This window comes from Enterobacter sp. K510 (genome assembly GCF_055804875.1).
Genome location: NZ_JBNRLQ010000003.1, coordinates 237843 through 251244, shown reverse-complemented (window position 1 = coordinate 251244; position 13402 = coordinate 237843). Strand labels below are relative to the sequence as shown.

Here is a 13402-nt window from a genome sequence, read left to right as displayed (position 1 = left end):
TTCGAGGACGGCATGATTGAGATAGATAAGGTCTGCGTGGACTTTCCCGCAGGCCGTGGCCCGACGACCCGGGCGGTGGATGACGTCAGCCTGCGCATTGCGCCGGGCGAAATTTTTGGCATTGTCGGCACCAGCGGCGCGGGCAAAAGCACCTTACTGCGTACCCTGAACGCGCTCCAGCGCCCCTCGCAGGGCAGCATCAAAATTAATGGCGTCGAGATCTCCGCGCTGGAAGGCGTCACCCTGCGCCGCGCGCGGCAGCGTATCGGCATGATCTTCCAGCATTTTAACCTGATGCACACCCGCACCGTGGCGCAGAACGTCGCCTTCAGCCTGAAAGCGGCGGGCTGGGAGCGGGCGAAAATCGCTCCGCGCGTGGCGGAAATTCTGGAACTGGTGGGGCTGGCGGATAAAGCGAATCGCTACCCGGTACAGCTCTCCGGCGGGCAGAAGCAGCGCGTCGGTATTGCCCGCGCTATTGCCAATCACCCGGACGTGCTGCTGTGCGATGAGCCGACCTCCGCGCTGGATCTGGAAACCTCCGCCACCATTCTGGCGCTGTTAAAGCAGATCAATGACACCCTCGGCATCACCATCGTGCTGATCACCCACGAAATGAACGTCATCAAAACCATCTGCGATCGCGTGGCGGTAATGTCCGGCGGCAAAGTGGTGGAGATGGGCGAGGTGTTTGATATTTTTGCCCACCCGCAGCACGCGTTCACGCAGCAGCTGGTGTCCCACACCCTGAACCTGACGCTGCCGGAGCGTCTGCAGCAGCATCTGCCGGGGCAGTTGCTCAAAATCCTGTTTATTGGCGATTCGGCGGAACAGCCGGTGTTGTCCGACGCGGCGATCCAGTTTGGCGTGGCGGTGAACATTCTGCACGGCAAAATCGAATACCTCGGCGAGCGGGCACTCGGCATTCTGGTCGTGCAGCTCACCGCCCCCGATAACCCGACGGCGGTGGACGCCGCCGTTGATTATATTCGCAACCGTACGGCACGCGTGGAGGTGATCCGTGGATGAGTTATTACCGGATTTGATGCTGGCGTTTAATGAAACCTTCCAGATGCTGAGCATTTCGACGGTGCTGGCGATAGTCGGGGGTTTACCGCTGGGCTTTCTGATTTTCGTCACCGATCGCCACCTGTTCTGGCAGAATCGCGGCGTTTACCTCATCAGTTCCGTACTGGTGAATATCATCCGCTCGGTGCCCTTTGTGATCCTGCTGGTGCTGCTGCTGCCGCTAACGCAGTTTCTGCTAGGCAACACCATCGGGCCGATTGCCGCCTCCGTACCGCTGTCGGTGGCCGCCATTGCCTTCTATGCGCGGCTGGTGGACGGCGCGCTGCGGGAAGTGGATAAGGGCATCATCGAAGCGGCGGAAGCCTTCGGCGCCAGCCCGATGCGTATCATCTGCACCGTACTGCTGCCGGAGGCCAGCGCCGGGCTGCTGCGCGGCCTCACCATCACGCTGGTCAGCCTGATTGGTTATTCCGCGATGGCGGGGATCGTCGGCGGCGGTGGCGTGGGGGATCTGGCGATCCGCTATGGCTACTACCGCTACGAAACCCAGGTGATGGTGGTGACGGTGATCGCGCTGATTATTCTGGTGCAGGTGGTGCAGATGCTGGGCGACTGGCTCGCCGCGCGGGCCGACAAGCGGGGCCGCCACTGATTAGCCCAGTTGCAGCCAGCCGTTAACCTCCTGCCATGAGCCGCGAAAGACGATCTTCGCGGCTTTCTTTTCCAGCTGATAGCGGTACATCGGATCGTAATACTCCTTCAGTAACGGCACCAGCCAGGCATTATGACCTTGCGTGTCGCCGTGCTGCCGCTGGCTAGCCAGCGCCGTATCAAGGTGCGCGCTGAGTTCGGCAAAGCGCTGCAAGCCCAGACGGCGACGAATGGCGAACAGCCCGTGATGCAGGTATTCCGCATAGGCCAGCCAGCCCGCGTCTTCGCCGTACGCCACGGTAAAATCGCGCTGCATCCGTACAAAATATTCCTCATGCAGACGCGCCACCCGCAGGTCGAACGGATCCTCCACCACCGCGATGGGCGACTGCGCCATGCGATCCCGCAGGCACTCCGGCAGATGATTAGCGCCGATCATACGGCCCTCATCTTCCAGCACCCAGCGCGCCGCATCCCGCTTAAGCAGTTTCACCGCCAGCGCGTTCTCAAAGCTCGCCTGGGAAAGTTGTGGCCTGAGCGTGCGGCCAAATGACGAACCGCGATGGCGGGCCAGACCTTCCAGATCGATGCCGTCCGCATGCTGGCGTACCAGATCCGTTTTTCCGCTGCCGGTGCAGCCGCCGATGAGGATCAGCGGACGCTGTACGCGCTGCTCTGTTGCCTGGATCGCCGCCTGGCGCAGCGCCTTATAGCCGCCGGGGATGAGCGGGTAATCAATGCCTGTTTCGCGCAGCCACTGCTGAGTAATATGGGAACGCTGGCCGCCGCGGGCGCAGCACAAATAGCCGTCAGGATGGCGCAGGCAGGCATCACGCCAGGCCTGTATGCGCTGCTCGCGCGTGGCGCCGGACACCAGCTGATGCCCGAGCTTCAGCGCGGCTTCAGGTCCCTGGCGTTTATAACAGGTGCCGACCGCCGCGCGCTCTTCGTCGTTCATCAATGGAAGATTAAGCGCCGACGGCATCATTCCCTGGGTAAATTCAACCGGGGCGCGCACGTCCAGCAGGGGCGTATCAGCGGCGAGGATCGCGCAATAATCCATGCCAGTGTTCATGGGACTTCCTTCTGCACATCAAAGGGCGACGTTTTACGTCAGATCGCCGTATTTTACGCGTTCATTTGTGCGGTGGGGGAAAAATGATGGCATTACGGGGCAGGAACTTTATGTAGGCCCGGCAAGCCTGCGCCGCCGGGCGATAGCGCTACGCTAATTTTGACTGTGCCCAGGCGATGCCGCTGGCGTATTCCGGCGGCAGTAACGGGAGCAGGGCTTCGAGGGTGGCGCTCAGGCGGTCGGTGTCGGCATCATTGAGATTCAGATGCCCGACCTTACGGCCCGGACGCACTTCTTTGTCGTACCAGTGCAGATGCACCAGCGGCAGCTTCAGCCAGTCATAATTCAGATCGCTGCCGATCAGGTTGATCATCACCGACGGGCTGTTAATCACCGGTTGCGGCATCGCCAGCCCGGTAATGGCGCGCAGATGCAGTTCAAACTGGCTGATGGACGCGCCGTTCTGCGTCCAGTGCCCGCTATTGTGCACGCGCGGGGCCAGCTCATTGATCAGCAGTCCACCAGGGGTGACAAAGCACTCCATCGCCATCACGCCGACGTAATTGAGTTCATTCATTACCGCGCTGAGCATGGTTTCCGCCTGCGTCTGCTGGGCGGCGTTCGCCTGCGGGAAGGCCACGCTGGTGCGTAAAATACCGTCCTGATGCAGGTTGTGTGTCAGGGGATAAAACACCGTGCTGCCGTCATGTCCGCGCGCGCCTACCAGCGACACTTCGCCGGAAAAATTAATGCCCTGCTCGACAATGCACTCGCCGTAGCAGTCATCCGGCAACTGGTCGGTATCGTCTGCGCGCAGACGCCACTGACCGCGTCCGTCATAACCGCCAACGCGGCGCTTGACGATCGCCAGCTCGCCCAGGCGATCAAACACGCCGGACCATTCATCGCGGCTGGCCAGCAACTGCCAGGGCGCGGTGGCAAGCCCGAGGGTGTCAAACAGCTGCTTTTGCGTCAGACGATCGGCGATGATCGGGAACACATCGCGGTTGACGAACGCCGGGTGACGGGCCAGCTCGCGGGTGAGGGCGGTTTCCGGCCAGCGCTCGATTTCAGCGGTGATCACGCTTTGCGCGAAAGGCACCGCTTCCGGCTCCGCATCCAGTCCCACCGGCCATACCGCAATCCCCAGCGGCTCACCGGCCTGGCGCAGCATCCGGCCCAGCTGACCGTTACCTAAAATACAGACCTGTTTCATGCTTCGCTCCGCGGATCCGGGTTATCCAGCACTTCATCCGTCTGGCTTTGTCGCCACTCGACCAGGCGCTGATGCAGCTCGCGATCCTGAGTAGCGAGGATCTGTGCCGCCAGCAGCGCGGCGTTGGCGGCACCGGCTTTACCAATCGCCAGCGTGCCCACCGGAATACCGCGCGGCATCTGCACGATGGAGTAAAGACTGTCGACACCGCTTAACGCGGCGCTTTGCACGGGCACACCCAGCACCGGCACCAGCGTTTTCGCCGCAATCATGCCCGGCAGATGTGCAGCCCCCCCTGCGCCGGCAATGATCACCTGATAACCGTTCTGCTCTGCGCTTTCGGCGAAGCTGAACAGTTTGTCGGGGGTGCGATGGGCGGAGACCACTTCAACATGGTAAGAAACGTGCAGAAGATCGAGGATTTCAGTGGCGAACTGCATGGTTGCCCAGTCGCTTTTGGACCCCATCACGATGGCGATACGCGCCGGATTATTGCGGGAAGACATGCGCCTTAAAACTCCTGTGGGTGTGCTTCAGACTGCTTTTAAGGCCACAGAGAATAACATGGATAATTAGCAAGGAAAACGGTTGCGTAACGCGGTATAGTTCAAATACAGGCGTTTTCTCAGAAGGGAAACGCGATCAGTTCAATCTTGTCAGCGGTCACTTTCACCATTGAGCCTTCACTGTGCCAGGCGCCCAGCACATAACGACAGGCGGGTTCACCGTTGGCGGTCAGCGCGTGAATATCCGGGCGATGGGTATGACCGTGGATCAGATGCTGCACCTGATGCTTTTCCATCACCTTCACCACCGCCTGTGGGTTAACGTCCATGATCGCCAGAGACTTGGTGCGGTTGGCGGATTTGCTGCCGGCGCGCATTTTCGCGGCGATGCGCGTGCGGATAAACAGCGGCAGGGCGAGAAACAGCTTTTGCAGCCAGGGCTGGTGAACTTTGGCGCGAAACGCCTGATAACCCGCGTCGTCCGTGCACAGGGTATCACCGTGCATAATCAGCAGCCGTTTACCGTACAGCTCAAGGACTTTTTCTTCCGGCAGCAATGTCATGCCGCTTTCACGCGCAAAGCGCTGACCGAGCAGAAAATCACGATTGCCGTGAATGAAATACACCGGGATGCCGGAATCCGCCAGCGCTTTCAGCGCGGCGGCGATCTGCCGGTGCAGGGGATTGGGATCGTCATCGCCGATCCAGGCTTCAAACAGATCGCCCAGAATGTACAACGCGTCCGCTTCCCTGGCTGTACCGGCCAGAAAACGCAGAAAACCGGCGGTGATCGCCGGTTCTTCTGTTTGCAGATGGAGATCTGCAATAAAGAGTGTCGCCACCGATTACTCGCTGACGGTCACGCTTTTAATGATTACGTCTTCTTTCGGCACGTCCTGGTGCATACCGCTGCGGCCAGTAGAAACGGCTTTGATTTTATCAACCACGTCCATGCCTTCCGCCACTTCGGCGAATACGCAGTAACCCCAGCCCTGCAGGCTTTCGCCGCTGAAGTTCAGGAAGTCGTTATCAACCACGTTAATGAAGAACTGCGCAGTCGCAGAGTGCGGCGCCTGAGTACGGGCCATGGCCAGGGTGCCACGGGTGTTTTTCAGACCGTTGTTGGCTTCGTTTTTAATCGCCTCTTTGGTCTCTTTCTGCTTCATACCCGGTTCAAAACCGCCGCCCTGGATCATAAAGCCATTGATCACACGGTGGAAAATGGTGTTGTCGTAAAAACCTTCGCGGCAGTAGTCGAGGAAGTTTTTAACGGTTTCAGGTGCTTTATCATCAAAGGTTTTGATTACGATATCGCCGTGATTAGTGTGGAAAGTAACCATTGTTGCATCCTGTTCTGTTTGGTAAGTCGCGTAGACCCGGCAATGGGTCAGAGATAATCGCCTTTTATAGCATAACCCTGAGGTTCGATCACCTTGCAAAGGGTGCTGCTTCGCTGCCGAAATATGGTTATGATAAGAAAGATATTCTCCACACACGTCTAAACGGAATCTTCGATGCTTAAAATTTTTAATACCCTGACGCGCCAGAAAGAGGAATTCAAACCCATCCATGCCGGTGAAGTGGGCATGTACGTGTGTGGTATCACCGTTTACGATCTGTGTCATATCGGCCATGGCCGTACCTTTGTAGCTTTTGATGTGGTGGCGCGCTATCTGCGTTTTCTGGGCTATCAGCTGAAGTACGTGCGTAACATCACCGATATTGACGACAAAATCATTAAGCGTGCCAATGAAAACGGCGAGGAATTCGTCGCGCTGGTTGATCGCATGATCGGCGAAATGCATGCGGATTTCGACGCGCTGAATATTCTGCGTCCGGACAGCGAGCCGCGCGCCACTCACCATATTCACGAGATCATCGATATCACCGCACGTCTGATTGAGCGTGGCCACGCTTATGTGGCTGACAACGGCGACGTGATGTTCTCGGTACCCACCGATCCGAACTACGGCAAGCTGTCGCGTCAGGATCTGGATCAGTTGCAGGCTGGTGCGCGCGTCGAAGTGGCCGACATCAAACGCAATCCGATGGATTTCGTGCTGTGGAAAATGTCCAAGCCGGGCGAACCGAGCTGGAGTTCGCCGTGGGGTGAAGGCCGTCCGGGCTGGCATATTGAGTGCTCGGCGATGAACTGCAAACAGCTGGGCAACCATTTCGATATTCACGGCGGCGGCGCGGATCTGATGTTCCCGCATCATGAAAACGAGATCGCGCAGTCCACCTGCGCCCACGACGGCGAATACGTTAACTACTGGATGCACTCCGGCATGGTAATGGTTGACCGTGAAAAGATGTCGAAATCCCTCGGCAACTTCTTCACCGTGCGCGACGTGCTGAAGTATTACGACGCGGAAACCATTCGCTACTTCCTGATGTCCGGTCACTACCGCAGCCAGCTGAACTACAGCGAAGAGAACCTCAAGCAGGCGCGTTCCGCGCTGGAGCGTCTGTATACCGCGCTGCGCGGCACTGATAAAAACGTGGCTCCGGCAGGCGGCGAGGCCTTTGAAGCGCGCTTTATCGAAGCGATGGACGACGATTTCAACACCCCGGAAGCCTATTCGGTGCTGTTCGACATGGCGCGCGAGGTTAACCGCCTGAAAGCGGAAGATATCAACGCCGCGAACGGCATGGCCGCGCAGCTGCGTAAACTGGCTGGCGTGCTGGGTCTGCTGGAGCAGGATGCAGAACAGTTCCTGCAAAGCGGCGCGCAGGCTGATGATGGCGAAGTGGCCGAGATCGAAGCCTTAATCAAGCAGCGTCTGGATGCGCGTCAGGCAAAAGACTGGGCCGCCGCCGATGCGGCGCGTGATCGTCTCAATGAGATGGGTATTGTGCTGGAAGACGGCCCGCAGGGAACCACCTGGCGTCGTAAGTAAGTCAGTAACGCCCGGCGGCGCGTTGCTTGCCGGGCCTACAAATTGTCTTGTAGGCCGGGTAAGCAACGCGCACCCGGCAATTACGGCTCTGTGTTGTAGGCCGGGTAAGCGCAGCGCCACCCGGCAACGGCAAATCACGCGGACTCCCGCGCCACTAACTGACCGGACAGGGTTATCCGCTGGGTAAGCAGATCCGGCTCTTTCAGTTTACGTATGATCAACGCCGCCGCCTGGCGTCCGGTCTCTTCACTCGCTGACGACACGTAGGTGAAGGACGGCGAGGTCAGATTCACATGCAGCATATCTTCAAATCCCACCAGCGCCACCTGTTGCGTCAGAAACACATCTTTACCCACCGTGCGCCCGACCTGGCTGATGCCGGACAAACAGCCAATCACCGCATCAGGCGAATGGCACAGCAGGGCGGTGATCTTATTGTTCTTCTCCAGCAGCTGACGCGTGGCGTGGCTGGCGGCATGGGTGCCATCGCAGCAGGCGGGGGTAAACTCTTCCCGCGTCACCAGCCCGTACTGCGTTAACGCGCTGCGAAAACCCAACAACCGTTGCTGGCGAATCAGGTTATTTTCACTGCCGCCGATATAGGCGATATTGCGATGACCGCGTTCAATAAGATAACGGGTGGCGAGGTTCGCCGCCTGACGGTTATCGCGCATCACTAAATCGCAGGGCTCGTCCAGCAGAGATTGCGACACCACCACCAGCGGTAGCGGACAGGCGCGAATTTGCTCCGGCACCGTCGCCCGCGCAGCATCCGCCGCCAGATAGATGACCCCCGCCACGCCCTGTTGCTTGAACGATAACAGACAGCGCTCAAGGTGTTCCTCATCGTTGAGCGGCTGGCCGAGAAAGACCATAAAACCCTGTTTCTCCAGCTCCTGCACAATGCTGGCCATCACTTTGATGGAAAAGCTGTCGCTGAAATCCCGTAAAATCAAACCGATAAGATTGGAGGTACTGGAGCGCAGATTGGCTGCCGCCACGTTGTGCACGTAGCCGAGCGTGGTGATGGACGCCTGCACTTTCTCAATGGTCGCCGCCGAAATTTTCCCTTTCTGACGCAGCACCAGCGAAACGGTCGAAACAGAAACCCCCGCATGCCTTGCGACATCAATAATGCTGACCTTCTTCAAACGCGCTCCCTGAAATCACCGGATAATCAGCCAAATATGACAACGTCTCCTGCGCGGGCAGAAGACGTTATCACCTTAACAGCTTCGGGTTATCTGCCCATCATACCGGACATGGTTTGTGCGATAAATTGTGCGCGCGCGCCAAAAATCACCTGTACGCCCTGATCGCCGACGAACACCACGCCCCGTGCGCCCAGATTGTTCAGCCCGTCTTTATCCACCAGCGCGCCCTTTGCCACTTCCAGACGTAAACGTGTGATGCAGGCGCCGACCGAGCTAATGTTCTGCTCGCCGCCGAGCAGGGCGATGATTTCCGTGGCGAGTTCGTCATCGGTTTTATCGCTGACGCTGGCGGTGATTTCCGTGCGGCCCGGCGTTTTGACATCAAAACGACGGATCACGAAGCGGAAGGTGAAGTAGTAGATCAACGCCATCGGCACGCCGACGATAATCGCGCTCAGGAAGTTGGTCTGGAAGCCGTTGAACGACGGCAGGATGCCGAACGACAGGTAGTCGATAAAGCCCGCCGAGAAGGATTTGGCGATATGCGCATGCAGCAGATACATACACATGTACGACAGACCCGCCATGATGGCGTTAAACACGTACAGCACCGGCGCGACAAAGATAAAGGTGAATTCCACCGGCTCGGTGATCCCCGTCAGGAAGCAGGTGAGGGCGGCGGAGAACAGAATACCGGCGGCAATCTTTTTGTTTTTGGTCTGGGCTTCGTGATACATCGCCAGACAGGCCGCAGGCAGCGCGAACAGCATCAGCGGGAACTCGCCCTGCATGAACTTACCGGCGTTCTGGTAGGTGTCGCTGCTGAAGGATTTCACGCCTTCTTCCAGCATTTTAAACCAGATGGTCTGGTCGCCATGGATCACCTGGCCTGCCTGCGTAGTGTAATCGCCGAAGGAGTACCAGAAAGAGGGATACCAGATATGGTGCAGACCCAGCGGGATCAGCGCACGTTCAACCAGCCCGAAGATAAAGGTTGAGGCCGCCTGATTATCGCCGTTCACCACCACTGACAGCGCATCGATGCCCGACTGAATGTGCTGCCAGACATAGGGCAGCAGCAGACCGAGCAGGAAGGAGAGAAACGCGGTGGCGATGGCTACAAAGCGTTTACCCGAGAAGAAGCCAAGGAATTCCGGCAACTGCAACGTATGGAAACGGTTGTAGCACCAGGCGGCGAGGATGCCGCAGATAAGCCCGCCAAACACGCCCATCTGTAAGGTTGGAATGCCGACCACCATCGCATACTTACCGCCCTGCGAGGCCATTTCCGGCGTGATCGACAGCACCGTACCTATGGTGATGTTAGTGACAAACACCGACACCGCCGCCGACAGCGCCGCAATACCGGACTCAGACGCCAGACCCACCGCGGAACCAATGGCGAACAGCATCGGCAGGTTATCAAAGATAACGCCCCCGGCATTCATCATCAGCGGCAGCTGGAATTTATCACCAAACGCCAGTAACAGACCGGCGGCGGGTAATAACGAAATTGGCAGCATCAACGCGCGGCCAATCATGGACAATTTTGATAACGACTTAATGAAACCTGACAGCATAGTCATGCCTTATCCCCCGAATGCAGACGCCTTTGTTGGGCGCTTATTTTTGTGAGTATAACGTTCTACTAAAACGTTATACCTAATGTCAGTTAAGCGCGGTTTTACCGCAACTGAAATCACGTGGCGCGTCAGAGGATTTTGTTATTCTTTTGAAGTCGATCGGGCAATGCCCCTGGCGGGCGCGGGGAGAAGGGCGGTTTTTACCCTCTCCGGCGGAGAGGGTAAAGGGGGGATCAGGCGGTGATGGTGATGCTCTGCCCGTTAAAACTCACGGTCTGACCGGCGACGATTTTGCAGCGCTTGCGGGTTTCCACCTCGCCGTCCACCGTCACCAGACCGTCGGCGATAAAAATCTTCGCCTGCGCGCCGCTTTCGCTCCAGCCTTCCAGCTTGAGCAGATCGCAGAGTTCAACATGCGGATGTTTGCCCAGGGAGAATGTTGCCATCTTATGCTTCCTTAACGTCGTGATATTCTTCGCACGCCTGTAGCGTGTTCTGGATGAGTGTGGCGACCGTCATCGGCCCGACGCCGCCCGGCACTGGCGTGATGTACGCAGCGCGCGCGGCGGCGTCTTCAAACACCACATCGCCCACTACTTTACCGCTTTCAAGACGGTTAATCCCGACATCAATAACAATCGCGCCTTCTTTGATCCACTCGCCGGGGATAAAGCCCGGTTTGCCCACCGCGACGATCAGCAGATCGGCGTTTTCCACATGCTGGCGCAGGTTTTTGGTGAAACGGTGCGTCACCGTGGTGGTGCAACCGGCCAGCAGCAGCTCCATGCTCATCGGGCGGCCGACGATATTGGAGGCGCCAATCACCACGGCATTCAGGCCGTAGGTATCGATGTTGTAGCGCTCCAGCAGCGTGACGATGCCGCGCGGCGTACAGGGGCGCAGACGCGGCGCGCGCTGGCACAGACGACCCACGTTATAGGGATGGAAACCGTCCACGTCTTTATCCGGCGCGATACGCTCCAGCACTTTTACGTTGTCGATGCCCGCAGGCAGCGGCAGCTGCACCAGAATGCCGTCGATGGCGCTGTCGGCATTCAGCCTGTCGATAAGCATCAGCAGTTCGGCTTCGGTGGTGGTTTCAGGCAGATCGTAAGAGCGGGAGATAAAGCCCACCTCTTCACACGCTTTGCGTTTACTGCCTACATAGATTTGCGAAGCCGGGTTGCTGCCAACCAGAACAACAGCCAGCCCTGGTGCGCGTTTTCCTGCAGCCAGACGTGCCTGCACTTTTTCCGCAACTTCAGAGCGCACCTGCTGCGCAATCGTTTTACCGTCAATAATCTTTGCTGCCATCAGAGAGAAGATTCCGTCTGTGAATAGAAGAGTGGGGATGGCTATATTTTGTCAGAAGCGGGAGGCGCTGTCAGTTAACCTTTATGAAATTCACCTGCGGCAGCGTCGTGAAGCAGTTCAGGATGCTCATTTACCGCGCATCCAGATGCAAAGCCATTGACTCAATGGAGGTTGACCGTATAATCCGAGGCGTTTCCACCATAAAAGGTGTGACATCCGCGTAACGCGCCCTTAGCTCAGTTGGATAGAGCAACGGCCTTCTAAGCCGTAGGTCACAGGTTCGAGCCCTGTAGGGCGTACCATTCTGCTTTCGCTCACGCCCTTCGATTAAATTTCTTCCCTGGTACGTTTTATCCGTTTTGGCATTTAGCGTCGTCGATCGACGTAAAAAAACCGCCAGCGTTTCCCCTGACGGTTTGTTTATCAGCCCCGACTTACAGCCCTTCGGTGCTCTCTTTTTTCGCTTCCATCGCTTCGACATCACGGTACCAGCGCGGATGATGCTTCTGCGCCCAGCGGCGGCTCACTTTGCCGACAATCATGCCTTTGATGGAGCCTTTGACCCAGAACGCCATATACATATGAATAAGAATGGCGTGGATCAAAATAATCGCCGTGGTGGCATGAATAAGCAGGCTATAACGCACCACTTTGATCGGGAAATAATCGGCAAACCACGGACGCCAGATAATAATCCCGGTTACCAGCAGCACAAAAATCATGCTCATAATGGTCCAGAACATCATCTTCTGCCCGGCGTTATATTTGCCGACCCGCGCCACTTTATGCTCGTTGCCTTTCAGCACCTCGACAATACCCTTTACCCACGGAATATCGTGTTTATCGGGAATATTGTGATGCACAAAACGCACGAACATAAACATCAGCGCGATGAAGATCAGCACCCCAAACCACGGGTGCAGAATACGGCCCATCTGCGGCGTACCGAAGGTTTCCGTCAGCCATTGCAGCGTCGGGAAAAACAGCGCGATGCCGGAGAGCGCCACCAGGAAAAAGCAAATCACGACCGTCCAGTGGCAGGCGCGGTCAATGAATTTCGTCCTGACGATCATCCTGCTCTGCTTAATCATGGTGTTCCTCCTCGTCTTCATCCACCTCTTCATTCGGCCCGACGCCCACATAGTGGAAGATCAGCCCCGCGAAGGTGGCGATAAAACCTGCCGCCGACAGCGGTTTCAGCAGCCCTTTCCACAGGGAAATCGGGGTGTCGATGTGCGGATCGTTCGGCAGATTGTGATACAGCTCCGGCTGATCGGCATGATGCAGCACATACATTACGTGCGTGCCGCCCACGCCCTGCGGGTTATAGACGCCCGCGTGCGGATAGCCGCGCTTTTGCAGCTTCGCCACGCGCTCGTCCGCCACCTCCAGCATCTCTTTTTTTGTGCCGAAATGAATGGCCCCCGTCGGGCAGGTTTTCACGCAGGCTGGCTCCTGGCCCACGCTCACCCGATCAACGCACAGCGTGCATTTATAGACGCGGTTATCGTCTTTATTCAGACGCGGAATGTTGAACGGGCAACCGGCAATGCAGTAGCCGCAGCCAATGCAGTGTTCCGACTGAAAATCGACGATGCCATTGGCGTACTGAATGATTGCGCCCGCCGACGGGCAGGCCTTCAGGCAGCCCGGATCGGTGCAGTGCATACAGCCATCCTTACGGATCAGCCACTCCAGCCTGCCGTTCTGCGACGTCTCGCTAAAGCGCATCAGCGTCCAGGATTTGGCGCTCAGATCGGCGGGATTGTCATACACCCCGACGCAGTGGCCCACGTCGTCGCGGATGTCATTCCACTCCGAGCAGGCCACCTGGCACGCTTTGCAGCCAATACAGCTGGAGACGTCAATCAGCTTCGCGACCTCTTCTTTATAGTCGCGGGCGCGAGGCGGCGGCGTCATGCCGTTCGTCGCTGAACGGCGGATAATATCCTGAGATTGCATGGACATAATATT

Annotated in this window: 14 protein-coding genes and 1 tRNA gene; 4 read left to right on the top strand and 11 right to left on the bottom strand. The window is 57.6% G+C overall.

What is annotated here, in order from left to right; translation table 11 throughout:
* Nucleotides 1-12 precede the first annotated feature (12 nt).
* Complete coding sequence (gene sfbB / locus ACQUTD_RS06635) at nt 13-1029, top strand: virulence-associated ABC transporter ATP-binding protein SfbB (RefSeq protein WP_072569404.1); 1017 nt, start codon at nt 13-15, stop codon at nt 1027-1029.
* Nucleotides 1022-1681, top strand: a complete 660-nt coding sequence (locus ACQUTD_RS06630; RefSeq protein ID WP_072567612.1) for a methionine ABC transporter permease — start codon at nt 1022-1024, stop codon at nt 1679-1681. The genes sfbB and ACQUTD_RS06630 overlap by 8 nt, the downstream gene beginning before the upstream one ends.
* Here the strand turns inward: ACQUTD_RS06630 and mnmH are convergent, their stop codons facing one another.
* The 5 genes from mnmH to ppiB all read right to left on the bottom strand — a co-directional run bounded on the left by mnmH (nt 1682) and on the right by ppiB (nt 5817).
* Nucleotides 1682-2755, bottom strand: a complete 1074-nt coding sequence (mnmH, locus tag ACQUTD_RS06625) for a tRNA 2-selenouridine(34) synthase MnmH (protein WP_473274135.1) — start codon at nt 2753-2755, stop codon at nt 1682-1684.
* A gap of 148 nt (nt 2756-2903) precedes the next feature.
* Entirely contained in the window at nt 2904-3971 is a 1068-nt protein-coding gene (purK, locus tag ACQUTD_RS06620) for a 5-(carboxyamino)imidazole ribonucleotide synthase (protein WP_072567614.1), read from the bottom strand.
* Entirely contained in the window at nt 3968-4477 is a 510-nt protein-coding gene (gene purE / locus ACQUTD_RS06615; protein WP_318363279.1) for a 5-(carboxyamino)imidazole ribonucleotide mutase, read from the bottom strand. Before purE ends, purK begins: the two co-directional genes overlap by 4 nt.
* A 119-nt stretch (nt 4478-4596) precedes the next feature.
* Nucleotides 4597-5319, bottom strand: a complete 723-nt coding sequence (lpxH, locus tag ACQUTD_RS06610) for a UDP-2,3-diacylglucosamine diphosphatase (RefSeq protein ID WP_473274137.1) — start codon at nt 5317-5319, stop codon at nt 4597-4599.
* A gap of 3 nt (nt 5320-5322) precedes the next feature.
* The gene (gene ppiB, locus ACQUTD_RS06605; RefSeq protein ID WP_072567617.1) at nt 5323-5817 is read right to left on the bottom strand and encodes a peptidylprolyl isomerase B; all 495 of its coding nucleotides are present in this window, start codon (nt 5815-5817) and stop codon (nt 5323-5325) included.
* Between the two features lie 174 nt (nt 5818-5991).
* Between ppiB and cysS the strand changes: the two genes are divergently transcribed.
* Nucleotides 5992-7377 (top strand): cysteine--tRNA ligase, encoded by a 1386-nt coding sequence (gene cysS / locus ACQUTD_RS06600; RefSeq protein WP_318363281.1) that lies wholly within the window; start codon nt 5992-5994, stop codon nt 7375-7377.
* Nucleotides 7378-7511: 134 nt separating this feature from the next.
* Here cysS and malI read toward each other — a convergent pair whose 3' ends face one another.
* The 4 genes from malI to folD all read right to left on the bottom strand — a co-directional run bounded on the left by malI (nt 7512) and on the right by folD (nt 11428).
* Entirely contained in the window at nt 7512-8528 is a 1017-nt protein-coding gene (gene malI / locus ACQUTD_RS06595; RefSeq protein WP_473274138.1) for a Mal regulon transcriptional regulator MalI, read from the bottom strand.
* Nucleotides 8529-8617: 89 nt separating this feature from the next.
* Entirely contained in the window at nt 8618-10117 is a 1500-nt protein-coding gene (locus ACQUTD_RS06590) for a PTS transporter subunit EIIC (RefSeq protein WP_318363283.1), read from the bottom strand.
* Between the two features lie 230 nt (nt 10118-10347).
* Complete coding sequence (gene ybcJ, locus ACQUTD_RS06585) at nt 10348-10560, bottom strand: ribosome-associated protein YbcJ (protein ID WP_072567621.1); 213 nt, start codon at nt 10558-10560, stop codon at nt 10348-10350.
* A gap of 1 nt (nt 10561) precedes the next feature.
* Nucleotides 10562-11428: a bifunctional methylenetetrahydrofolate dehydrogenase/methenyltetrahydrofolate cyclohydrolase FolD gene (gene folD / locus ACQUTD_RS06580; RefSeq protein WP_072567622.1), complete on the bottom strand. Its 867-nt coding sequence runs from the start codon at nt 11426-11428 to the stop codon at nt 10562-10564.
* Between the two features lie 225 nt (nt 11429-11653).
* Between folD and ACQUTD_RS06575 the strand changes: the two genes are divergently transcribed.
* Nucleotides 11654-11730: transfer RNA gene (locus ACQUTD_RS06575), tRNA-Arg, on the top strand.
* A 132-nt stretch (nt 11731-11862) separates the two neighbouring features.
* Here the strand turns inward: ACQUTD_RS06575 and fdnI are convergent.
* Both fdnI and fdxH read right to left on the bottom strand, forming a co-directional pair.
* A complete protein-coding gene (gene fdnI / locus ACQUTD_RS06570; RefSeq protein WP_318377611.1) occupies nt 11863-12516 on the bottom strand; it encodes a formate dehydrogenase-N subunit gamma in 654 nt (217 codons plus the stop codon).
* Entirely contained in the window at nt 12512-13396 is an 885-nt protein-coding gene (gene fdxH, locus ACQUTD_RS06565) for a formate dehydrogenase subunit beta (RefSeq protein ID WP_072567623.1), read from the bottom strand. The genes fdnI and fdxH overlap by 5 nt, the downstream gene beginning before the upstream one ends.
* Nucleotides 13397-13402: the final 6 nt, after the last annotated feature.

Coding starts and splice junctions, on each gene's coding strand:
- sfbB (WP_072569404.1), top strand. CDS start 13: ATGATTGAGATAGATAAGGTCTGCGTGGACTTTCCCGCAGGCCGTGGC.
- mnmH (WP_473274135.1), bottom strand. CDS start 2,755: ATGAACACTGGCATGGATTATTGCGCGATCCTCGCCGCTGATACGCCC.
- purK (WP_072567614.1), bottom strand. CDS start 3,971: ATGAAACAGGTCTGTATTTTAGGTAACGGTCAGCTGGGCCGGATGCTG.
- purE (WP_318363279.1), bottom strand. CDS start 4,477: ATGTCTTCCCGCAATAATCCGGCGCGTATCGCCATCGTGATGGGGTCC.
- ppiB (WP_072567617.1), bottom strand. CDS start 5,817: ATGGTTACTTTCCACACTAATCACGGCGATATCGTAATCAAAACCTTT.
- cysS (WP_318363281.1), top strand. CDS start 5,992: ATGCTTAAAATTTTTAATACCCTGACGCGCCAGAAAGAGGAATTCAAA.
- ACQUTD_RS06590 (WP_318363283.1), bottom strand. CDS start 10,117: ATGACTATGCTGTCAGGTTTCATTAAGTCGTTATCAAAATTGTCCATG.
- ybcJ (WP_072567621.1), bottom strand. CDS start 10,560: ATGGCAACATTCTCCCTGGGCAAACATCCGCATGTTGAACTCTGCGAT.
- folD (WP_072567622.1), bottom strand. CDS start 11,428: ATGGCAGCAAAGATTATTGACGGTAAAACGATTGCGCAGCAGGTGCGC.
- fdxH (WP_072567623.1), bottom strand. CDS start 13,396: ATGTCCATGCAATCTCAGGATATTATCCGCCGTTCAGCGACGAACGGC.